At 73.4% G+C, this 20,130-nt stretch carries 16 protein-coding genes; 10 read left to right on the top strand and 6 right to left on the bottom strand.

Features of this window, described 5'->3' with window-relative positions; all coding sequences use genetic code 11:
• Positions 1-11: 11 nt before the first annotated feature.
• Both E1262_RS03120 and E1262_RS03125 read right to left on the bottom strand, forming a co-directional pair.
• Positions 12-1,427: an MFS transporter gene (locus tag E1262_RS03120; RefSeq protein WP_132101577.1), complete on the bottom strand. Its 1,416-nt coding sequence runs from the start codon at positions 1,425-1,427 to the stop codon at positions 12-14.
• Positions 1,428-1,461: 34 nt separating this feature from the next.
• A complete protein-coding gene (locus E1262_RS03125) occupies positions 1,462-2,172 on the bottom strand; it encodes a TetR/AcrR family transcriptional regulator (protein WP_132101578.1) in 711 nt (236 codons plus the stop codon).
• Between the two features lie 112 nt (positions 2,173-2,284).
• Here E1262_RS03125 and E1262_RS03130 point away from each other — a divergent pair, with 112 nt between their 5' ends.
• Complete coding sequence (locus E1262_RS03130) at positions 2,285-3,217, top strand: NAD-dependent epimerase/dehydratase family protein (RefSeq protein ID WP_132101579.1); 933 nt, start codon at positions 2,285-2,287, stop codon at positions 3,215-3,217.
• Here E1262_RS03130 and E1262_RS03135 read toward each other — a convergent pair.
• The 3 genes from E1262_RS03135 to E1262_RS03145 are packed head-to-tail and all read right to left on the bottom strand — an operon-like array spanning position 3,186 to position 5,787.
• Complete coding sequence (locus tag E1262_RS03135; RefSeq protein WP_132101580.1) at positions 3,186-3,800, bottom strand: class II aldolase/adducin family protein; 615 nt, start codon at positions 3,798-3,800, stop codon at positions 3,186-3,188. The two genes, E1262_RS03130 and E1262_RS03135, sit on opposite strands and share 32 nt — an antisense overlap.
• Positions 3,797-5,029, bottom strand: coding sequence for a 3-oxo-tetronate kinase (gene otnK / locus E1262_RS03140; protein ID WP_132101581.1), 1,233 nt, complete (start codon positions 5,027-5,029; stop codon positions 3,797-3,799). Before otnK ends, E1262_RS03135 begins: the two co-directional genes overlap by 4 nt.
• Positions 5,026-5,787, bottom strand: coding sequence for a DeoR/GlpR family DNA-binding transcription regulator (locus E1262_RS03145; protein ID WP_162605748.1), 762 nt, complete (start codon positions 5,785-5,787; stop codon positions 5,026-5,028). Before E1262_RS03145 ends, otnK begins: the two co-directional genes overlap by 4 nt.
• Before the next feature lie 86 nt (positions 5,788-5,873).
• Between E1262_RS03145 and E1262_RS03150 the strand changes: the two genes are divergently transcribed.
• From E1262_RS03150 to E1262_RS03190, 9 genes are all read left to right on the top strand, one after another.
• On the top strand, positions 5,874-6,761 hold the full coding sequence (locus E1262_RS03150; protein WP_132101583.1) for a hypothetical protein: 888 nt from the start codon (positions 5,874-5,876) through the stop codon (positions 6,759-6,761).
• Positions 6,758-7,420: an aspartate/glutamate racemase family protein gene (locus tag E1262_RS03155; protein ID WP_132101584.1), complete on the top strand. Its 663-nt coding sequence runs from the start codon at positions 6,758-6,760 to the stop codon at positions 7,418-7,420. Before E1262_RS03150 ends, E1262_RS03155 begins: the two co-directional genes overlap by 4 nt.
• A 260-nt stretch (positions 7,421-7,680) precedes the next feature.
• Positions 7,681-9,084, top strand: coding sequence for an extracellular solute-binding protein (locus E1262_RS03160; protein WP_132101585.1), 1,404 nt, complete (start codon positions 7,681-7,683; stop codon positions 9,082-9,084).
• Positions 9,081-10,052 carry a carbohydrate ABC transporter permease gene (locus E1262_RS03165; RefSeq protein WP_420810501.1) on the top strand — a complete coding sequence of 324 codons (972 nt, stop codon included), beginning with the start codon at positions 9,081-9,083 and terminating at the stop codon, positions 10,050-10,052. Before E1262_RS03160 ends, E1262_RS03165 begins: the two co-directional genes overlap by 4 nt.
• The gene (locus E1262_RS03170) at positions 10,049-10,957 is read left to right on the top strand and encodes a carbohydrate ABC transporter permease (protein ID WP_132101587.1); all 909 of its coding nucleotides are present in this window, start codon (positions 10,049-10,051) and stop codon (positions 10,955-10,957) included. Before E1262_RS03165 ends, E1262_RS03170 begins: the two co-directional genes overlap by 4 nt.
• Positions 10,954-13,506 (top strand): glycosyl hydrolase 2 galactose-binding domain-containing protein, encoded by a 2,553-nt coding sequence (locus E1262_RS03175; RefSeq protein WP_132101588.1) that lies wholly within the window; start codon positions 10,954-10,956, stop codon positions 13,504-13,506. The genes E1262_RS03170 and E1262_RS03175 overlap by 4 nt, the downstream gene beginning before the upstream one ends.
• Positions 13,503-14,876, top strand: coding sequence for a GH1 family beta-glucosidase (locus E1262_RS03180; protein WP_132101589.1), 1,374 nt, complete (start codon positions 13,503-13,505; stop codon positions 14,874-14,876). The genes E1262_RS03175 and E1262_RS03180 overlap by 4 nt, the downstream gene beginning before the upstream one ends.
• Complete coding sequence (locus E1262_RS03185; RefSeq protein ID WP_132101590.1) at positions 14,873-16,717, top strand: alpha-amylase family protein; 1,845 nt, start codon at positions 14,873-14,875, stop codon at positions 16,715-16,717. Before E1262_RS03180 ends, E1262_RS03185 begins: the two co-directional genes overlap by 4 nt.
• A complete protein-coding gene (locus E1262_RS03190) occupies positions 16,714-18,246 on the top strand; it encodes an FAD-dependent oxidoreductase (protein WP_132101591.1) in 1,533 nt (510 codons plus the stop codon). Before E1262_RS03185 ends, E1262_RS03190 begins: the two co-directional genes overlap by 4 nt.
• A 282-nt stretch (positions 18,247-18,528) precedes the next feature.
• Here E1262_RS03190 and E1262_RS03195 read toward each other — a convergent pair whose 3' ends face one another.
• Positions 18,529-20,094, bottom strand: a complete 1,566-nt coding sequence (locus E1262_RS03195) for a protein O-GlcNAcase (RefSeq protein WP_132101592.1) — start codon at positions 20,092-20,094, stop codon at positions 18,529-18,531.
• Positions 20,095-20,130 lie beyond the last annotated feature (36 nt).

Genomic DNA, 20,130 nt, shown 5'->3' on the forward strand with positions numbered 1-20,130 from the left:
AAGCTCACCCCTCAGCCGATCGGGACCACCTCGGTCTCGACGGTAGCGGTGCGGTCGTCCACGACCCGCCCCGAGGTGAGCAACCCGGCGAGCGCGACCAGGCCACCGGCCACGAGGATGCCCGCGAAGACCGCCGGGCCGGGTGCGGTCAGTGCGACCGCGGCACCGCTGACCGCCAGCGTGCCCGCCGTGCTGAGCGACCCGGCCAGCTGCCCGGCGCTGACGTTGCGGCCCTGGTTCGTCCGGTCGGACCCGGCGAGGATCAACAGCGACAGCACCGGCGACGTGAGCCCCATGCCGACGCCGGCCAGCGCCCAGCCGAGCAGGCCGACCACCGGCGGCACCGCAGGCCAGGCCAGCAGCGTCGTGACCGCGAGGCCGGCGGTCATCGCGGCCAGCCCGGCCCGCAGCACGACCGCGGGTGCATAGCGGTGGTCGCGGCCCTGCAGCCAGGAGCCGAACGCCCACATGACGCCGGTGATGGACAGGCTGACGCCGGCCGTCGTCGGAGTGAAACCGTGCACAAGTGTCAGCAGCAGCGGCAGCCATGAGCCGACCCCGGCGAAGGCGGCCGAGACGAACGCCCGCTGGGCCACGACGGCGGGCAGCCCGCGGCGCACCCGGAACGTCCCCCGGGGCAGCAGACGGACCGCCGCGAGCCCGGTCCCCGCCGCTCCAAGGGCTATGAGCGTGGCGGCTGGTACGGGGTCGGCGGCCAGGTGCTCGCCGGCCAGCGACAGCCCGAACACCGCGGCCGCCGCGATGACCGCCCACGGCAGCACCGCGCGCGGCGGCGACGCCGGCCCCGACTCCGTCTCCGCCCCCGCGGCCGGCGGCGATGACGGCGGCACCGTCCGCAGTGCCGGGCGGAGCAGCAGCCACACCGGCACCAGTACCGCCAGAGCACCGAGGAACACCCACCGCCACCCGACGCCCTCGGTGACGATCCCGGTGAGGAACGGGCCGACGACCGACGGGAGCACCCAGGCGGCCGCGAACAGCGAGAACATCCGCGGCCGCAGCGTCTCCGGCAGCGCCCGCGCGATCAGCACCATGATCCCGACGTCGATCAGTCCCTCGGCCAATCCGCCGAGCAGCCGGCCGGCGATCACCTGCGGCATCCCCGCGGCCGTGCCGACCAGCACCTGCGCGACGGCGAACGCGACCGCGCCGGCCCGCAGCGGCGGCACCGGGCCGGACCGGTCGGCCCACACGCCGGCCAGCGCCAGCGAGACGACGTACGTCGCGACGGGTGCGGCCGTGACCAGCCCGAAGCTGCTGACGGCGTCGAACTCGCGCACCAGGGTCGGCAGTGCGGTGCCGACCGCCCGGTTCTCGAACGCGCCGAGCGTCACCAGTGCGACGGCGCCGATGGCCAGCGGTAGGTACTCCCGGCTGAACAGCGACGCCGGTGGACTGGAAGGCATGTCCCCGATGCTGCAACCTCAAGCGGAGTTGAGGTCAACCCCTGGCGGGCGCGGGCAGGCCGGCCAGCCGGCCGAGGGTGTCGACGGTGTGGTCGAACAGCGCCGCGCGGTCGTCGACGACGTTGGCGAACTGACCGAACACCTCGAAGCTGAGGAAGCCGAACAGGCCGGTCCAGGCGGCGATCGCGCGCGCGACGAGGTCGTCGGGGAGGCCGGGCATCACCTGCCGAACGGCCTCGGCGTCGCCGGCGAACGAGTCTGGCGGCGCCGGGAACCCGTCAGGGGGCGCCAGGGCCCCGGCCGCATATGCGGAGGCGAGGATGCGCCCGTAGACGACGGTGTCGCGCATGGCCGGGGCGACGGTGTCGACCGGCGCCTGGTAGCCCGGCACCGGCGAGCCGTAGATGAGCGCGTACTCGTGCGGGTGCGCGAGCGCCCAGTCGCGGACGGCGTGGCAGACCGCTCGCCACCGGCCGGCGTGGTCCTCGGGCTCGCAGGCGACGTCGGCCCGTTCGACCGCCTCACCCACCGCGTTGTAGGCGTCGATGATCAGGGCGGTCAGCAGGTCGTCGCGGCTGGGGAAGTATCGGTAGACGGCCGACGAGACCATGCCGAGCTCGCGGGCGATGGCTCGCAGGTTGAGCCCGCCGGCGCCCTCGGTGCCCAGCTGCCGCCGGGCGATCTCGGTGATCTCCCTGGTCACCTCGGCGCGGGCGCGCTCACGTGCGGTGCGTCCGGCGTTCATGCGACGACTCTAGCAGAGCAACGCACCAAATCGAGAGCACTGCTCTTGACAGCGTCGCTCCAAATGGAGAGCATTGCTCTCGAAACGGAGCGGCAGACACAAAGGAGCAGTCATGGGCAAGCACGTCATCGTCGGTGCCGGGCAGATCGGCCGGTTGCTGGCCACCCGCCTGGTCACCGACGGCCACGAGGTCACCGTGGTCAGCCGGTCCGGGTCGGGTCCAGACGGCGTCACGAAGGTCGCGGCCAGCGCCGCCGACGAAGCCCGCCTGACGCAGATCACCCAGGGCGCCGACGTGCTCTACAACTGCGCCAACCCGCAATACCACCGCTGGACGCAGGACTGGCCGCCGATGGCCGCCGCGATGCTCGGCGCCGCGCAGGCGACCGGCGCCGCCCTCACCATCCTGGGCAACCTCTACCCGTACGGCCCGGTCGACCGCCCGATGACCGAGGACCTCCCGCTCAGCAGCAAGGGCGTGAAGGGGCAGGTCCGGGCCCGCATGTGGGCCGAGGCGCTGGCGGCGCACCAGGCGGGCCGGGTCCGTGTGACGGAACTGCGCGCGTCGGACTACTACGGCCCGGGCGTGCGCGACCAGGGGCACGTCGGCGAGCGGTTCTTCCCGTCGCTGCTGGCCGGCAAGCCGGCCACCTACCTGCACGACCCCGGTGTGGTCCGCAGCTGGACCTACGTCCACGACGTCGCCGCTGCGCTGGCCACGGCCGGCAGCGACGAGCGCGCCTACGGCCGGGCCTGGCACGTCCCGACGGCGCCGCCGGTCAGCGCGCGCGAGCTGGCGCAGCAGGCCGCCACGATCGCGGGCACGTCGCCGGCGCGGATCCGCCGGCTGCCGTATTGGGTGCAGGACGCCTTGGGCCTCGTGACGCCGATGATGCGCGAGCTCGAGGAGACCCGCTACCAGTTCGACCGGCCGTTCGTCCTGGACTCCGCTGACTTCCAGGCGACGTTCGGTCAGCAGCCCACACCCCTCGATGCGGGCGTGGCCGCAACGGTCAGCTGGTGGCAGGGCCAGCAAGCTCGCTGACGGCGGACGGCGGCAGCTCGCGGTACGGCAGCCCGCGCAGCAGCAGCGCCAGCCGGGCGGTCGACTCCAGTTCCTCGGCGAGGTCGGCGGCCAGGTCGACGCCGGCGGCGGCGACCACGCTGCCGTGATTGGCCATCAGGGCCGCGTGGTTCTCGGCCAGCGCGACGGCGACGCCCTCGGCCAGTGCGGCGCTGCCCGGCGGCGCGTACGGCACGACCGGCAGCGGGCCGATCCGCGTCACCTGGTATGGCGTCAACGTCGGCAGCGGCTCGTCCAGGCAGGAGACGGCGACGGCATGCACGGAGTGCAGGTGCACGATCGCCCGCGCCTCGGGCCGGACGCGGTACGCGGCCAGGTGCAGCGGGAACTCCTTCGACGGCCGCGCCCCGGACAGCGGCTCGCCGGTCAGCGACAGCACAGCGAGGTCGCCGGCCGTGACCCGGCTCAGCGCGCCACCGGTCGGCGTGACGAACACCTGCTCGCCCACCCGGACGCTGACGTTGCCGGATCCGCCGGGCGACAGCCCCAGCGCCGCCAGCCGGCGGCACGCTGCCACCAGTGACTCCACCTCGGCCGCGCTCACGGCCCCACCTCCCAGGCAGTGGTGAACAGGTCGGGCGGCCCGAAGTTGCCCGACTTCAGCAGCAGTGCCAGCGGCCGCGGCCCGGTGCTGACGGTCCACGGGACGCCCGGTGCGACCTGCGCGCCGATGCGCACCTGCCGGATCCCGAGCGCCTGGGTCACCGCACCGGACGTCTCGCCGCCGGCGACGACGAACCGCCGCACGCCCTCCTCGGCCACGGCCCGAGCGACGTCACCGAGCGCCTTCTCGACCAGCGCCGCGGCGCGGTCGCGGCCGTGCCGTTGCTGGACGGCGCGCAGCTCCGCGGGCGGCCGCGAGGTGGTGACGAGCACCGGCCCGGCCGGGATCGCGGCCAGCGTGGCATCGACGGCGGCGGCGACCGCTTGGACGCTGTCGGCCGCGAGGTCGTCGACGGCGATCCGCACCGTCGGTCCGGGGAACGCGTCGATCTGCTCCCGGGTCCGCCGCGAGCAGCTGCCGGCCAGCACGACCCGTCCGCCGCCGCGCGGGAGCGCGGGCAGGGCCGCCGGTGTGGCCAAGCCGCTGCCGGCCCAGTGCCGGGCCAGCGCGGCGGCCAGCCCGGACGCGCCGCCGAGCAGGTCGTCGCCGTCGGCGAGGGCGGCGGCGTGGCGGTCGAGGTCGGCGTCGGTGAGGGCGTCGAGCAGCACGTGCTCGGCCGTCTCGCCGGCCGGTACTCCGGCGGCCGGCCAGCGCACCAGCCCGACGGAGCGCGGCGTCTGCGCCGCGAGCAACCGGACCAGGTCGGCGTCGGTCATCGGCGTCAGCGGATGGTCGCGCAGCGGCGACTCCGACAGCAGCCGGCCGTCGACGAAGAGGTGGCCCTGGTAGACGGTCCGGCCGACGGCCGGCGTGGCGGGCGTGCCGATCGACCGGCCGCCCACCAGCCCGGCGAGCGCATCGGCGACCGGCCCGATGTTGCCCGCCGGCGTGGAGTCGAACGTCGAGCAGTACTTCTGGTAGAGCCGCCGAGCGCCGTGGCCGAGCAGCCACCGTGCGGCCGCCACCGACTCCGCGACGGCGTCCGCGACCGGCGCGGTCCGGGACCGCAGCGCGACGACGACGCAGGCGGCACCGTCCGCGGGCACGTCGGCCGGTGACGGCGGGCCGAGCAGCACGCTCGCCGGCAGGCCGGCCGCGGTCACGACCCCGGCCAGGTCGCAGGCGCCGGTGACGTCGTCGGCCACCACGCCGAGCCGGAGCGCCGTCATGCGGCCGCCCGCGACACTCGCAGGCCGGCCGCCTCGAGCGCCCGCACGGCCGCGGCATCCGCGGACGAGTCGGTGACCAGCGTCGACACAGTACTGATCGGGGCGAACCGGATGGGCGCGCGGGCCGCCAGCTTGGACCCGTCGGCGGCGACCACGACCGACCGGGCCGCCGCGGCCAGCGCCCGCTTGGTCTCGGCGTCGTAGGGGTCGGCGCAGAAGACGCCGTCCGGGCCGACCGCGGTCGCCGACAGCACGGCGAGGTCGACCGCGATGTCCTCCAGCGCACCGCGCACCGCCGGTCCGCCGAACGACCGCGTCGCCGGGTTGAAGACCCCGCCCAGCCCGATCAGCCGCAGGTCCGGCCGCGCCGCGCACACCGACACCACCGGCACCGAGTGGGTGACGACGGTGAGCCCGGCGGGCAGCAGCTCGGCCAGCCGGGCAACAGTGGTCCCGGAGTCCAGCGCGACGGTCGCGCCCGCCGGCAGCAGGTCCGCCACCGCCCGGGCCACCGCGGCCTTCTGCGCCGCGAATTGGTCGGTGCGCAACTCGAACGGGATGCCGTCGCCGCCGGGCAGCCGCGCGCCGCCGGTGACCCGCACCGCGAGCCCGTCCAGCGCCAGTTGGCGCAGGTCGCGCCGGATGGTCATCTCGGAGACGTCCAGCTCGGCCGCCGCCTGGGCCGCGGACAGGTAGCCGGCCGACCGGAGCTGTCGCAGCAGCTCGTCGCGCCGGCGCGGCGCGTCGGTGTAGCGCACGGCCCCAGCCAATCCCGGCGCCATCGAGAATGTCAAGAATCGGACACTTCTTGCGCGATGTGTGCGGCTTCGAACAGACTCAAGGCATGAGTGAACCCACTCTCGACGCGCTGGCCCGGCCCGGCGGCGGCCTCGCGATGGTCGCGATGGACCAGCGCGAGAGCCTGCGCACGATGTTCGACGACGCGGGCGCGGGCCGGCCGCCGGACGACGTGCTGACGGCGTTCAAGCTTGCGGTCGCCCGGGCTCTCGGCCCGCTGGCGTCGGGCTTCCTGATCGACCGCAGGTACGCTTTCGACCGGCTCCGGCGCGAGCGGCTGCTGCCGGACACCTGCGGGCTGATCCTCGCCGTCGACGCGCTGACGCAGGAGGACGGCGGGCCGGTCGAGGAGACCGCGCTCGACCCGGACTTCCTCGCCGCGGGCAGCGACCTGGACGGCGTCGCCGCCGTGAAGCTGCTGGTCATCTGGCGCCGCGACGAGCTGCGCGAGCGGCGCGTCGAGCTGGCCCGCGAGTTCGTCGACCGCGCCCGGGAGCGCGGCGTGCTGTCCGTGCTCGAGCCGGTCGTCCGGGCCACACCGGCCGAGCTGGAGCGCGGCAGCTGGGGCCTGAACGCGGCGATCGCCGAGGCCGCCCGCGAGCTGTCCGTACTCGGCCCGAGCCTGTACAAGGCGCAGGTGCCGAGCGCCGGCGAGGGTGACCCGGCGCAGCTGCTGGACGCCTGCCGGGCGCTCGACGACGCCGTCACCGGCCCGTGGGTCGTCCTCTCGCAGGGCGTGCGGCAGGACCGGTTCCCCGCCGCAGTCGAGGCCGCCTGCCGGTCCGGCGCATCCGGGTTCCTGGCCGGCCGGGCGCTCTGGAGCGACGTGGTCGGCGGCCCGCTGACGGAGCTTGCGGCGCGGTCGGCGCCCCGGCTGCGGCGCCTGACCGAGATCGTCGACGAGCACGCGACGCCATGGTGGGAAAAGAAATGACCCGGCTCGGACTCGTCCACACCGTCCCCGCGCTGGCGGCGACGTTCCACGACCTCGTGACGGCGGCGGCGCCGGCGGACGTCGAGCCGATCCACGTCGTCGACCCGTGGCTGCTGCGCACGGCGATGACCGCTGGCGTCACGCCGGAGGTCGTCGACCGGCTCGCGGCGCACGTCGCCCATCTGCGCGGCCGGGGGGTGGCCGGTGTGCTGGTGACCTGCTCGACGCTGGGCGAGGCGACCGAGCAGGTGCTGGACCGGCTCGGCGCGGACACCCCGGTGGTCCGGGTCGACCAGGGCATGGCCGACCGCGCCGTCGAGCTGGCCGGCGACGGCGGCCGGATCGCCGTGCTCGCCACCGTCGCCTCCACGGTCGGGCCGACCGAGCGGCTCCTGCACCGCAGCGCCGAGCGGGCCGGGATCGCCGTCACCGTCGAGTCGGAGCTGCTCGGCCGGGTCCGCGAGTCCGGCGCTGCCGACCCGCACGACGAGATGGTCGCCACCGCGATCGCCCGCTGGGACGGGGGCGCCGACGTGGTCGTCCTGGCCCAGGCGTCGATGGCCGCCGCGGCGAGCCGAGCGGACGTCACGACCACTCCCGTGCTCAGCTCACCCGAGCTGGCGGCGCGCCGCCTCGTCGACCTCACAACTTTGGCCTGACCAGCGGTGGAACAGGCGTTTCCGTTTCGTTAAGCAGGAGCCGTTGACGACCACTGCGAGTGTGGGTACGTTCTCACATGGCAACGATGCCACACCGGGTGACCCACCCGGCTCCTGGCGCGGAGCCGACTGTCCGTCCTTCTCCGGGGGTATGGACGGTTCGTACTCGTTGTGGACAGACGCGGCGCTCCCTCCTGGACGTCGCTGCTGACGTTCAGGCGTCGTTCGTCGGCGCCTCCCTCTGAAGTGGAGGACGGTCCATGAAGACAGCAGCCGTCAGATGGAGCGCTCTTGCGCTGGCGGCCGGCCTGGTGCTCGCCGGATGTGCCGAGGGCACCAGCGACTCGTCCGACGACGAGACCGGTGGCGGCACGACGTTCGACCCCGAGGCGGAACTGAGCGGTGAGCTCAACGTCATGGGGTTCGGCGCCACCGACGAGATCGCGCAGACGCGGCTCGACCTGGCCACCGAGGCCGTCGCGCCGGCAGAGATCAGCCTCATCGAGGGCGACCTCGACATCCAGCAGTTCCTGTCGGCCGTCGCCACGGGCGAGCCGCCGGAGCTGGTCTACGCCAACCGCGACCAGATCGGCACGTTCGCCTCGCGCGGCGCGATCATCCCTCTCGACGAGTGCATCGACGGCGAGGGCATCGACACCTCGCTGTACCTGGAGCCGGCGCTGAACCAGGTGACCTTCGACGGCAGCGTCTACGGCATCCCGGAATTCAACTCCGTCCAGATCACCCAGGCCAACGCCGACCTGCTCGCGGCCGCCGGGCTGACGCTCGACGACGTCAACGGCTCGGACTGGGACGCCGTCAGCGCCGCCAACGAGGCGATGTACGTCGGCAGCGGCGGCTCGCTGTCCGTCATCGGCTACGACAGCAAGCTGCCGGAGTTCCTGCCGCTGTGGGCGAAGGCCAACGGCGCCGACCTGCTGTCCGAGGACGGCCGGACGGCGCAGTTGGACGACCCGGCGGTGCTCGAGGCGCTGGAGTGGGCGGTCAGCATCTACGACGCTCAGGGCGGCTTCGGCGTGGTGAAGGCCTACCGCGACTCCGCCGACTTCTTCGGCGAGGGCAACCAGTTCGCCACCAACGTGCTGGGCGCGATGCCGATGGAGCAGTGGTACGTCAACGTGCTCAACGACGTCTCGCCGGACGCGCCGATGGCCTTTGACACCGTCCGCAGCCTCGAGGGCGAGCCACTGGCGTACGCGTCGGGCTCGGCGTGGGCCATTCCGGCCGACAGCGCCAACCCGCAGGCCGCCTGCCGGTTCATCAAGACCATGACCGAGACGGATAGCTGGATCGCCGCCGCCCAGGCGCGCGTCGACCTGCGCGAGGCCGAGGGCAAGCCGTTCACCGGCCTGCTGACCGGCAACGCGGAGGCCGACCAGGCCATCCAGGACCAGTTCGTCCAGCCCAGCGGTGACGAGAAGTGGGACGCCGCGGTGGCGGCCACCTACGAGGCCAACGAGAACACGTTCACCCTGCCGGCCAACCCGGCCGACGCGGAGTTCAAGACCGCCTGGCAGGACGCCGTCAACCGGGTCCTCAACGGGCAGCAGGAGCCCGCCGAAGCCCTGGCCCAGGCGCAGGAGGAGGCCCAGGCGGCGCTCGACGAGGCGTGGGCGACCTGGGACGAGCGGGAAGAGGGCTGACGGCCTTGTCCCGCACGCAGGTCAACGCGCCCGGGACGCTCGGTGACGACCGAGCGGCCCGGGCGCGCCGCATCGGCCGCCGGCGGGAGACGCGCGCGGCCCTGCTGTTCATCAGCCCGTGGATCATCGGGTTCTTCGTCTTCACGGCGTGGCCGATCATCTACAGCGCGTACCTGTCGCTGACCGACTACGACGTGATCAACGATCCGAACTACGTCGGGTTCGAGAACTACGAGGAGCTGTTCCGGGATCCCGACGTCGGTTTGGCGCTGTGGAACACGTTCTTCTTCACCGTCATCCAGGTGCCGATCTACGTCATCGTGTCGCTGGCGCTGGCGCTGCTGCTCGACAAGGCGGGGCGGGCGTCCGGGTTCTTCCGGACCGCCTTCTTCCTGCCGAAGATGACGCCGCCGGTGGCCGTCGGCATCCTGCTCCTGCTGCTGTTCAACGGGCAGAGCGGCCTGATCAACGAGGCGCTGGGCTGGTTCGGCATCGACGGGCCGGCGTGGACGACGGATCCCGACTGGGTGAAGCCGGGCCTGATCCTCATGAGCCTGTGGTCGGTCGGCGCGTCGGTGATCATCCTGCTGGCCGCGCTGCGCAACGTCCCCCAGGAGCTCTACGACTCCGCGCGGGTCGACGGTGCGAACTGGTGGCAGCAGACCAGGAAGATCACCGTCCCGATGATCAGCGGGGCGCTGTTCTTCATCTTCATCGTCAACACCATCGCCGGCTTCCAGACGTTCACCGAGGCCTACACGGCGTACTTCGGATCGGGCAATACGACGTACAGCAACGACGCGGCGCTGTTCTACGTGATCTACCTGTTCCGCCAGGCATTCGAGTTCCTCAACATGGGCTACGCCTCGGCGCTGGCCTGGCTGCTGTTCGTGATCATCATGATCTTCACCGCGATCCAGATCAAGGTCAGCCGGCGGTTCGTCTACTACGAGGGTGAGCAGCGATGACGACACAGACGCGGCTCGACTCCGAGGCCGCGGCGCCGGAACCGGCGGCCGCGCGGAAGGCGGCGCGACGCCGTCGCAAGATCACGCCGGTCAAGGCGCTGATCTGGGCGGCGCTGATCCTGTCCACGCTGATCTTCATCTATCCGTTCATCTGGCTGATCAGCGCGTCGTTCAAGCCCCGCGGCGAGGTCTTCGACAACAAGCTGATCCCCGAGACGTTCACGTTCGACAACTACCTGAACGTCTGGCAGGAAGCGCCGATGGCGCTGTGGCTGTGGAACACCGTCCTGGTCACGGTTCTCGCGGCGGTGACCGTGACGGTCAGCAGCGCGATGGTGGCCTGGGGCTTCGCGTACTTCCGGTTCCGAGGCCGCAACCTGCTGTTCGGCGTGGTGCTGGCGACGATGATGCTGCCCGGCGCGGTGACGATGATCCCGCAGTTCCTCATCTGGAACAGCCTGGGGATGGTCGACACCCTCACCCCCCTGTGGGCGCAGAACCTGTTCGGCAGCGCGTTCTACATCTTCCTGCTCAGGCAGTTCTTCCTCGGGCTGCCACGGGATCTGTTCGACGCGGCGAAGATCGACGGCGCGAACAACTGGACGATCTTCATGCGCATCGCCATGCCGCTGTGCAAACCGGCACTGATCATCACGCTGCTGTTCGAGTTCCAGGCGATCTGGACCGACCTCATGCGGCCGCTGATCTACCTGCGCGACAGCGACAACTTCACCGTCCCGCGCGGCCTGAAGGCGCTGCTGGACCAGTACGGGTTCGGCGGCGAGTGGCACTGGGAGATCGTGGTCACCGCGAGCGTCATCACGACGGTCCCGATGATCATCCTGTTCTTCCTCGGTCAGCGGCACTTCGTCCAGGGGATCGCGACGACCGGCAGCAAGGGGTGACGACGGTCGATCTCGGTGGTACCTGGTCGGTCCGCGAGGCGCTCGGCGACACCTGGCAGTGGTACGTCGACCAGCCGGTCACGGCGCGGAACAACGCCGGCGACGCGGCGGCCGCGGCGGCGCTGGCTCCGGGATGGCTGCCGGCGCGGGTGCCCGGTGCGGTCATCGGCGATCTGCGCCGGGCCGGCGAGCTGCTCGACCCCTACGTCGGGCGCAACTCACGAGCCGCCGAGTGGGTGAGCATGCGGTCGTGGGTGTACCGGCGGTCGTTCGTGGTCTCACCGCTGTCGGACGGTGAGCGTGCGGCTCTGTGCCTCGACGGTGTCGATCCGGGCGGGACTGTGTACGTGGACGGCGTCCGGGTCGGGGCGGTCGGCGGGCTGTACCGGGGCGCGCGATTCGACGTGACGGCGCTGGTGGCTGCTGGCGGCGAGCACCGGCTGGCCGTCGTCGTGGACCCGGCGCCGGCGACGGAGCCGCAGGTCGGCCGCACCGACCGGGTCCGGGTGCACGCGCCGCGCATGGGCTACGGCTGGGACTTCTGCCCACGGCTGGTGCACCAGGGGATCTGGCGCGGCGTCCGGCTGGAGGTCGGGACGGCGCTGGTCGACGAGCTGTCGGTGCGGCCGGTGGTGTCGAAGGACCTGGCGGCGGCGACGGTGCACGTGTCCGGCCGGGTGTCCGGCGCTTCCGCCGCGTCGGTCGAAGTCCGGTTCGACGGCGACGTGGTCGCGGCCGGGCCGGTCGAGGTGGGTGCCGACGGCGTCCTCCGCGGCGCCGTCGTGGTCCCGGAACCGGCGCTGTGGTGGCCCAACGGCCTCGGCGAGCAGCCGCTGTACGACGTCGTCGTGCGCGCGGGTGACGCGTCGCGCCGGGTCACCACGGGCTTCCGGCACGTCCGGATGGCGGGCAACGACGGCGCGCCGGACGGTGCGTTCCCCTACACCGCCGTCGTCAACGGCCGCCCGGTCGAGTTGACCGGCTGGAACTGGGCACCGGCCGACGCGCTGTACGGCGAGATCACCGAGGCGAAGGTCGAGTACCTGGTCGAGGTGGCCCGGCGGTCCGGCGCCCGGCTGCTCCGGGTCTGGGGCGGCGGGCTGGTCGAGACGCCGTCGTTCTACGCCGCCTGTGACCGTGCCGGCCTGCTCGTCTGGCAGGAGTTCTCCCAGTCCAGCTCCGGGATGCAGAGCGCGCCGTCGGACGACCCGGCGTTCGTCGCTCACCTGCGGGCCGAGGCGGCCGCCGTCGTGCCCGGCCGCACGCACCACCCGTCGCTGCTGCTGTGGGGCGGCGGCAACGAGCTGGAGGACGACGCCGGCCCGCTGTCCGACGACCGCTCCCCCGCGCTGGCGGCGCTGCGCGAGGAGGTGGCCCGGCTGGACCCGGGCCGGCCCTGGCTGCCGACGTCGCCGACCGGGCCCCGCTTCCACAACCGGCTCGACGTCATAAACGGCGACCCGGACGGGCTGCACGACGTGCACGGACCGTGGGAGCACCAGGGCCTCACGGCGCACTACACGCTGTACAACCGCGGCACCGCGCTGGCGCACACCGAGTTCGGCGTCGAGGGCATGGCGAACCGGCGGCTGTGGAGGGCGCTGGTGCCGCCGGCGGATCGCTGGCCGGTCGGCCGCGACAACCCCGTGTACCGGCATCTCGGCGACTGGTGGAACAACGCGACGCTGGTGCAGGAGTGCTTCGGCGGCCGGCTCACCACCCCCGACGCGTTCCGCCGGGCCAGCCAGTTCCTGCAGGCCACCGGGCTGGCGTACGCCGTCGAGGCGGACCGGCGCCGGTGGCCGCGGACCAGCTTGGTGCTGCCGTGGCAGCTGGCGGAGTCGTACCCGAACGCCTGGTGCACGGCCGTGGTCGACCACGCCGGCGAGCCGAAGCCGGCCTACCACGCGGTCGCCCGGGCGTACCGGCCGGAGCGGGTCACGGCGCGGCTGGACCGCATCGCCTTGGCCGGCGAGCCGGTCGCCGTCGAGGCGTGGCTGTGGTCGTCGCCAGGTCGCGCGGCCGGCGGGACGGTGACCGCCCGATTGCTGGACGCGTCCGGCAGCGTACTGGCCGAGGAGCGCTGGCCGGTCTCGGACTCCGTCGGCGTCCCGCGGCCCGTCGGCCGGCTGGTCGCGGCACTCGAGTGGCTACCCTCGCACGTCGTGTACGTAGAACTGGAGTGGCGGACGGCCGGCGGCGACCTCGTCGACCGGGAGTGTGTCGAGCTCTCGACGGCGGCCGACCTCGCCCCGCTGCTCGACCTCGAGCCCGCGAAGCTCTGGTTCCACGTGGAACATCCGGACGATTCCGGCTCCGGCTGGGACGTCGACGTGGCGCACGCGGGCGGTCCGGTGGTGGTCGGGTTGCAGCTCAGCGACGACCGGCCGCCGCAGTCGACCGGCTGGGCGCTCGTCGACGGCGACCCGCGGCCGCTGCTCCCAGGCGAGCGGCGCCGGTTCACCGTCGAGTGGCGGCACGACACCGGACCCCGCCGGCTGCTGCTGGAGTCGTGGAACACTGAACCTGTTGTCCTGGAGGATGCATGACCTTCCGCTTCCCGCCGGGGTTCCTGTGGGGCGCGGCCACCTCGGCCCACCAGATCGAGGGCAGTCTGGACGCCGACGGCCGCGGCGAGTCGGTGTGGGATGTCTTCGCCCGGCAGGCCGGCGCCATCGAGGGTGGTGGTGACGGCTCACATGCCTGCGACTCGTACCGGCGGTGGGCCGACGACGTCGACCTGATCGCCTCGCTCGGCCTGAACGCGTACCGGTTCTCCGTCGGCTGGTCGCGGATCCTGCCCGACGGCCGAGGCCGGGTCGAGAAGCGCGGGCTGGACCACTACGAGCGGTTCGTCGACGCGCTGCTGGACCGCGGCGTGACGCCGGTGCTGACGCTGAACCACTGGGACATGCCGCAGGCGTTGATGAGCGACGGCGGCTGGGTCGCGCGGTCGTCCGTCGACGCGTTCGCCGAGTTCACCACCGCCGTCGCGGACCGGCTGGCCGACCGCGTCGAGTGGTGGGTCACGCAGAACGAGCCGTGGATCATCGCGCTGCTCGGCTACCAGTTGGGACTGCACGCTCCCGGCGTCCGCGACCTCGGCGCGTCGGTGGCCGCCGGGCACCACGTCCTGCTCGCGCACGGCGCGGGCGCGGACATCCTGCGGCAGTATCCGCGGACGCGCGCCGGCGTCGCCCTGAGCCTGTTCCCGTGCGACCCGGCGACGCCGTCCGAGGAGGACGCCGCGGCCGCCCGGGGCTCCGACGGCTACGTGAACCGCTGGTACCTCGACCCGCTGGCCGGCCGCGGCTACCCCGCCGACATGCGCGAGCACTACGAACGCGCACTGGGCCGGCCGCTGACCGAGATCCGCGACGGCGACGAGGACGCCATCGCCGGGCGCAGCGACTTCCTCGGCGTGAACTACTACACCCGCCGGGTCATGGCCGCTGCCGAGCCGGGCGAGGGGCGGCCGTTCCCGTGGCGGGTGGTCGGCCCGTCCGGCGACGTCGCCCGCACCGACGAGGGCTGGGAGATCGCGCCGGACTCGTTCCGCGACCTGCTGCTGCGGCTGCACCGCGACTACGGCTTCGCGCTGATGGTGACGGAGAACGGCGGCGTCTTCGGCGACGCGCCGCTGCACGACGGGCGGGTCCGCGACGTGCGCCGGCAGTCGTTCCTGCGCGGCCACGTGCGGGCGATGGGCGAGGCGATGGCGGCCGGCGCCGACGTGCGTGGCTACCTGCACTGGTCGCTGCTGGACAACTTCGAGTGGTCGCTGGGCTACCGGCCGCGGTTCGGCCTGGTGCACGTCGACTACCCGACCGGGCGCCGGACCGTGAAGGACTCCGGCCGGCTCTATGCACGCATCGCCGCGGCGGGCACGACCGACCCCGAGGAGAGTGAGAACGCGTGACGTTGACCGTCACCGAGACCGACGGCGGCATCGTCGTCACCGGCGCAAGCTACGGACTGGAGGTGCAGGCCGAGCAGCCACGGGCGGTGCTCCGCGACGCTGACGGGAAGGTCTGGACCGAGCTGTCGCTGCTCGCCGGGCTGGACCTGGTCGGCGGCCGGGACGAGTCGTACGACCTCGCGCCGGCCCGCGTCGTCGAGCGCACCGATCGCGCGGTCGAACTGGTCGTGGCGTCGACCAGCTCGCTGTGGGAGCACAAGGCCGTGCACGTGCGCTGCACGGCCGGCGAGCTCGAGGTGTGGGCGACCGTGTCGGGACGGCGCGCGGACACCGGTGCCACGGCCCGGCTCGCCGAGGTGACGATGCTGGGCGGCCGTGCGGTGCTGCCCAACGGCGCCGGCGGCACGTTCCGCTCGGCCATCCGGTTCGCATCGCTGTTCAGCCCGACGCCGACCGAGCCGGTGCACGTGGTCCGTCCATCGACCGCCGGCGCGTCGCTGGGCGTCGTCGGTGACGCCGAGCCCGGCCGCCTGCACGGCATCTTCTCCCCGCCCCCGCTCTGCTGGGCGGTGGGCGACCGGCTGGCCGAGGACGCGACCGACGTCCCGGCGGGCCGCTGGTGGGGGGTGTCGTTCTGTGCGCCGGTCGACGAGCTGACCATGACCGCGGTCCGGTACGCGCCGCTGGACGGCGGGTTCCTGCTGCGGCTGGACTACGAGGGGCACACCGTCGTCGGCGACCGGTTCCGCACGCCGACGCTGGTGCTGCGGCCGGCCGCCACCCCATGGCAGGCGCTGACGGACTACCGCGACGACCTGGTCGCGCGGGGGCTGGCGCCGTCGCCGCCCGCGCCCGGACCGGACTGGTGGGCCGAGCCGATCTTCTGCGGCTGGGGCGCCCAGTGCGCCCGGATCGCGGCGCTGAAGGTCGAGCCGGCCGGTGCCGCCGACGGGCTGATCGGCGCGGCCACCGCCGCGACGGCCGCCCACCTGGCCCGGCAGGACGTGTACGACGAGTTCCTGGCCATCCTCGACAAGGGCGGGCTCGACCCCGGCACGATCGTGATCGACGATCGCTGGCAGGCCGCGTACGGCACGGGCGACGTCGACCTCGACCACTGGCCCGACCTGCGTGGCTGGATCGCCGCCCGGCACGCCGAGGGCCGCAAGGTGCTGCTGTGGTGGAAGGCCTGGGATCCGCAGGGGCTGCCGGTCGAGGAGTGCGTCACCGACCCGCTCGGCCGGCCGGTCGCCGTCGACGTCGCGAACCCGGCGTACCGCGCCCGGCTGCGGCGGATCGTGACGGAGCTGCTCGGCCCGGACGGCCTGGACGCCGACGGCTTCAAGGTCGACTTCACCCAGCGATCGCCGTCGGGCGAGTCGCTGCGCGCCGCCGAGGGCCCGTGGGGCATCGCCGCCCTCCACACGTTGCTGGCCACGATGACCGAGGCGGCGAAGGCGGCCAAGCCCGACGCGCTGATGGTCACGCACACGCCGCACCCCTCGTTCGGCGACGTCTGCGACATGGTCCGCCTCAACGACGTGCTGGAGCGCGACAACGCCGGCGACCCGGTGCACGTGGTCGAGCAGCTGCGGTTCCGGTTCGGCGTCGCCGACAGCAGCCTGCCGGGGCACCTCGTCGACACCGACCAGTGGCCGATGCCGGACCGGGCGTCCTGGCGCGCGTACGTCGAGGCCCAGGCGGCGCTCGGGCCGCTGGCCGTCCCGGCGCTGTACTACCTGGAGTCCATCGACGGCTCCGGCGAGGAGCTGACGGCGGACGACCTCGGCCTGGTCGCGCGGACGTGGGCGGCCTACCGCTCCGGACGGGGAACGGCATGACCGACGTCGTGGTCTACGCGGCGACCTCCGGCGGTGTGTGCGCGGCGGTCGCGGCTGCCCGGGCCGGTGCGTCCGTCGTCCTGCTGGAGCCGGGGCGGCACGTCGGCGGCATGACGTCCGGCGGACTCGGCTACACCGACATCGGCGACGTGCGAGTGGTGGGCGGGATGGCCGGCGACCTGCGCCGGGCCATCGCGGACTGGTACGGCGTCGCCGAGGGCCACTACGCCGGGCCGGAGCCGCACGTCGCCGAGGCGATCTACCTGCGCTGGCTGGAGGAGGCCGGGGTGGACGTCCGCTTCGGCGCGGCCCTCACGGCGGCCGATGCCGACGGCGGGGTCATCCGCTCGGTCGAGCTGGCCGACGGTTCGCCCGTCACCGGCGCGGTGTTCGTCGACGCGTCCTACGAGGGCGACCTGCTCGCCGCCGCGGGCGTGCCGCACGCCCTCGGACGTGAGGACCGGTCGCTCTACGGCGAGCGCTACGCCGGGCGGCAGGAGCTGGTGCCCGGGCGGCACACCGTCCCGCCGTGGATCTCCCCGTTCGCCGGCGACGTCTCCGGCGCGGCGGGTGGCGAGGTCCTGCCGCAGCTGCACGACCGTCCGCTCGCCGACGTCGGCACCGGCGACGGCGGAGTGATGTCGTACGGCTACCGGGTCTGCCTGTCTCAGGCCGCGGACCGGGTGCCGTTCGAGCGCCGCGACGGCTATGACGACGCCTACTGGGAGCTCGGCCGGCGCATCTTCGACCAGTGGCGGCGCGACGGTGTCGAGGTGCGGGCCGGGCAGTTGCTCGGCCTGGAGAAGAACCTGCCGAACGACAAGTGCGACGGCAACTCCATCGGCCCGTTCTCGCTCAGTGTGCTGGACGGGTCGGCGTGGGCGTATCCGGAGGCCGGCCCGGCCGAGCGGGAGCGGATCCGGCTGCACCACGTGCACCACGCGCGGGACTTCCTGTACTTCCTCTCGCACGACCCCGCCGTGCCGGCGTCGGTGCGCGAGGAGATGCAGGCCTGGGGTTATGCCGCCGACGAGTTCGCCGACACCGGCCACCTGCCGCACCAGCTGTACGTCCGTGAGGCGCGCCGGATGCTCGGCGAGTACGTGCTGACCGAGCACGACCTGCTGCCCGCGGCGCGGCCGCAGCACGACGTCGTGGCGATGGGCTCGTACCACATCGACGTCCGCGAGGTGCAGCGCACGTGGCGCTGGGTCGCCGAGCACCCGCGGCCGGTCGGCATGGTGTTCACCGAGGGCTACCTGTCCGTGCCGGTGCAGCCGTACCCGATCCCCTATCGGGCGCTGGTGCCGCGGTACGCCGACTGCACGAACCTGCTGGTCCCGGTCTGCCTGTCCGCGTCGCACGTCGCGTTCGCGTCGGTGCGGATGGAGGTGCAGTACCAGATGCTCGGCCACGCTGCCGGGCTCGCCGCGGTGGAGGCGGCGCGGACCGTGCGGCCAGTGCAGTCGATCGACGTGTCCCGCGTGCAGGACGCGCTGCGCGACGCCGGGCAGGTGCTCGCGCTCTGACCTACGTCGGTGTCTGGCGCAGGCCAGGGGCCTGCTCTCCGCCCGCCGGGATTCGTGGCGTTGGTCGTCCCCCTGCATCCGGGGCACGTCACTACGTCTTCTAGAGCATCACTACGCCTGCAATAGTGGTGACGCTCTAGGAATCCTGGTGATGTAGGCGATCGTCGGATGATCAGGGGCGGCAGGGGACGGCGAACGCCACGAACCCGACGCACGTCAGCCCGGCAACGGATCGGGTCGGCGAGCCTGCGATGAGCACCTATACGCACCGGCGCTGCGCGTTCAGCGGGCGAGGACGGCCTGAACGAACGGCGGCACCACGGTCCGGAGCACGTTCTGCTGCTCGTGCGCCTCGGCGACGGCGAGCGCCTCGGCCGCCGCCGTCCGCTCCGCCGCACCGGCGGACGGCGCCAGCGCGGCCAGGGCGGCCAGCCCGGCCCGGCCGGTGTCGGCCAGGGCGACCAGCCACGGCATGACCTCCCGCTCGAGCCGGTCGGCCGGCTCGCGGTCGCCGTCGGGCGCGGCGGCGACCATCGCCTCGAACCGGTCCCGCAGCTGCTCGCCGGCCGCCGCGAAGCCGGCCAGCGCCGCATCGATCAGCGCGGAGAGCTCCGGGTCCTGCGGCGCCGACGGCGGCCACGACGCGCACGCGCGGGCCAGCGTCCGTACGGCCTCGGTGGCCCCGACGGCGTCCAGCGCGCGCCCGTGCGCGGTGACCGGGTCGTACGCCGCCGGGTTCCAGGCCCAGTCGGCGACGGTCGCGACCGCGATCTGCGACGCCGCCTCGTGCGGCATCGGGTTCGCCGTGATCCCGGCCAGCGGCGCGCCGCCGAGGTCGGTCGTCCGTCCGTGCAGCGGGCCGAGGAACAGCCGCGGGAAGTCGAAGTCGTTGACCGGGAAGTTGTCCCAGAGCAGCAGCCGGTGCCCGTACGACCGCGCCGCGGCGTCGATCTCGGCCCGCGTGATGTCACCGACCACGATGTCGCGCCCGGTCCACCAGACCAGCACCTCGGGCGGCAGCTCGGCGGCGAGCAGGTCGCGGTGCGGCGTCGCGTCGATGCCGGCGTAGTCGGTCGGAACCATGATCAGCGGCCGGTCCAGCCCGCTCGGTGCGAGGAAGCGCTCGATCACCGCGTGGCAGACCGCGGCGTGAGCCCGCGCCGACGACCCCGGCGCCGTGCCGAAGGCGGCGCGGTCCGCGTCGTGCTCCAGCTCCAGCGGGATGTCGTCGAACAGCAGCGCGAAGTCCTGGACGCCGGCCCGCCGGACCTGCTCCAGCTTCGCGATCAGCAGGTCCAGCTCGGCGGGGTCGCTGTAGACCATGGTCAGGCCGGGCGAGAGGGAGAAGACGAACCGCACATGCGAGCATTGCGCCGCGGCGGCCAGTTCGCCGATCCGGTCCAGCTCGGCCGCCGGGTAGGGCTCGCGCCACTGCTTGCGATGGTACGGGTCGTCCTTCGGCGCATAGACGTAGGTGTTGAGCTTGTGCCGGCCGGCGAACTCCAGGTGCGCCAGCCGGTCGGCGTGCGACCATGGCGGGCCGTAGAAGCCCTCGATCGTGCCGCGCCAGGGCAGCTCCGGCCGGTCCTCGACGGTGACCGGCGGCAGCACGCCGTCCGCCGTCAGCGCGCGCAGCGTCTGGGCGCCGTAGAACGCGCCGGCCGGGTCCGATCCGGTGATGGTGACGGTGCCGCCGTCGACGACCAGGCGGTAGCCCTCTGCCGGGCCACCGGGCGTGACGTCCACCACGACGGTGACCGGCTCGCCGCCGTCCAGCGTCGGCGGACCGGCCAGCACGGCGGCCGCGTTCTCGCAGCCTACGGCGGCCTCGACCACCACGGAGCCCATGGGTAAACCGTCGTCTCCGGTGGCCACGAGGCGGTG

It is taken from the genome of Jiangella aurantiaca (assembly GCF_004349105.1).
In the GTDB taxonomy this organism is placed as follows: domain Bacteria; phylum Actinomycetota; class Actinomycetes; order Jiangellales; family Jiangellaceae; genus Jiangella; species Jiangella aurantiaca.

Excerpts from the sequence above, each read along its gene's own strand:
- E1262_RS03180 (WP_132101589.1), top strand. The coding sequence starts at position 13,503 with ATGACCTTCCGCTTCCCGCCGGGGTTCCTGTGGGGCGCGGCCACCTCG.
- E1262_RS03130 (WP_132101579.1), top strand. The coding sequence starts at position 2,285 with ATGGGCAAGCACGTCATCGTCGGTGCCGGGCAGATCGGCCGGTTGCTG.
- otnK (WP_132101581.1), bottom strand. The coding sequence starts at position 5,029 with ATGACGGCGCTCCGGCTCGGCGTGGTGGCCGACGACGTCACCGGCGCC.
- E1262_RS03155 (WP_132101584.1), top strand. The coding sequence starts at position 6,758 with ATGACCCGGCTCGGACTCGTCCACACCGTCCCCGCGCTGGCGGCGACG.
- E1262_RS03150 (WP_132101583.1), top strand. The coding sequence starts at position 5,874 with ATGAGTGAACCCACTCTCGACGCGCTGGCCCGGCCCGGCGGCGGCCTC.
- E1262_RS03125 (WP_132101578.1), bottom strand. The coding sequence starts at position 2,172 with ATGAACGCCGGACGCACCGCACGTGAGCGCGCCCGCGCCGAGGTGACC.
- E1262_RS03160 (WP_132101585.1), top strand. The coding sequence starts at position 7,681 with ATGAAGACAGCAGCCGTCAGATGGAGCGCTCTTGCGCTGGCGGCCGGC.
- E1262_RS03120 (WP_132101577.1), bottom strand. The coding sequence starts at position 1,427 with ATGCCTTCCAGTCCACCGGCGTCGCTGTTCAGCCGGGAGTACCTACCG.
- E1262_RS03170 (WP_132101587.1), top strand. The coding sequence starts at position 10,049 with ATGACGACACAGACGCGGCTCGACTCCGAGGCCGCGGCGCCGGAACCG.
- E1262_RS03195 (WP_132101592.1), bottom strand. The coding sequence starts at position 20,094 with ATGGGCTCCGTGGTGGTCGAGGCCGCCGTAGGCTGCGAGAACGCGGCC.
- E1262_RS03190 (WP_132101591.1), top strand. The coding sequence starts at position 16,714 with ATGACCGACGTCGTGGTCTACGCGGCGACCTCCGGCGGTGTGTGCGCG.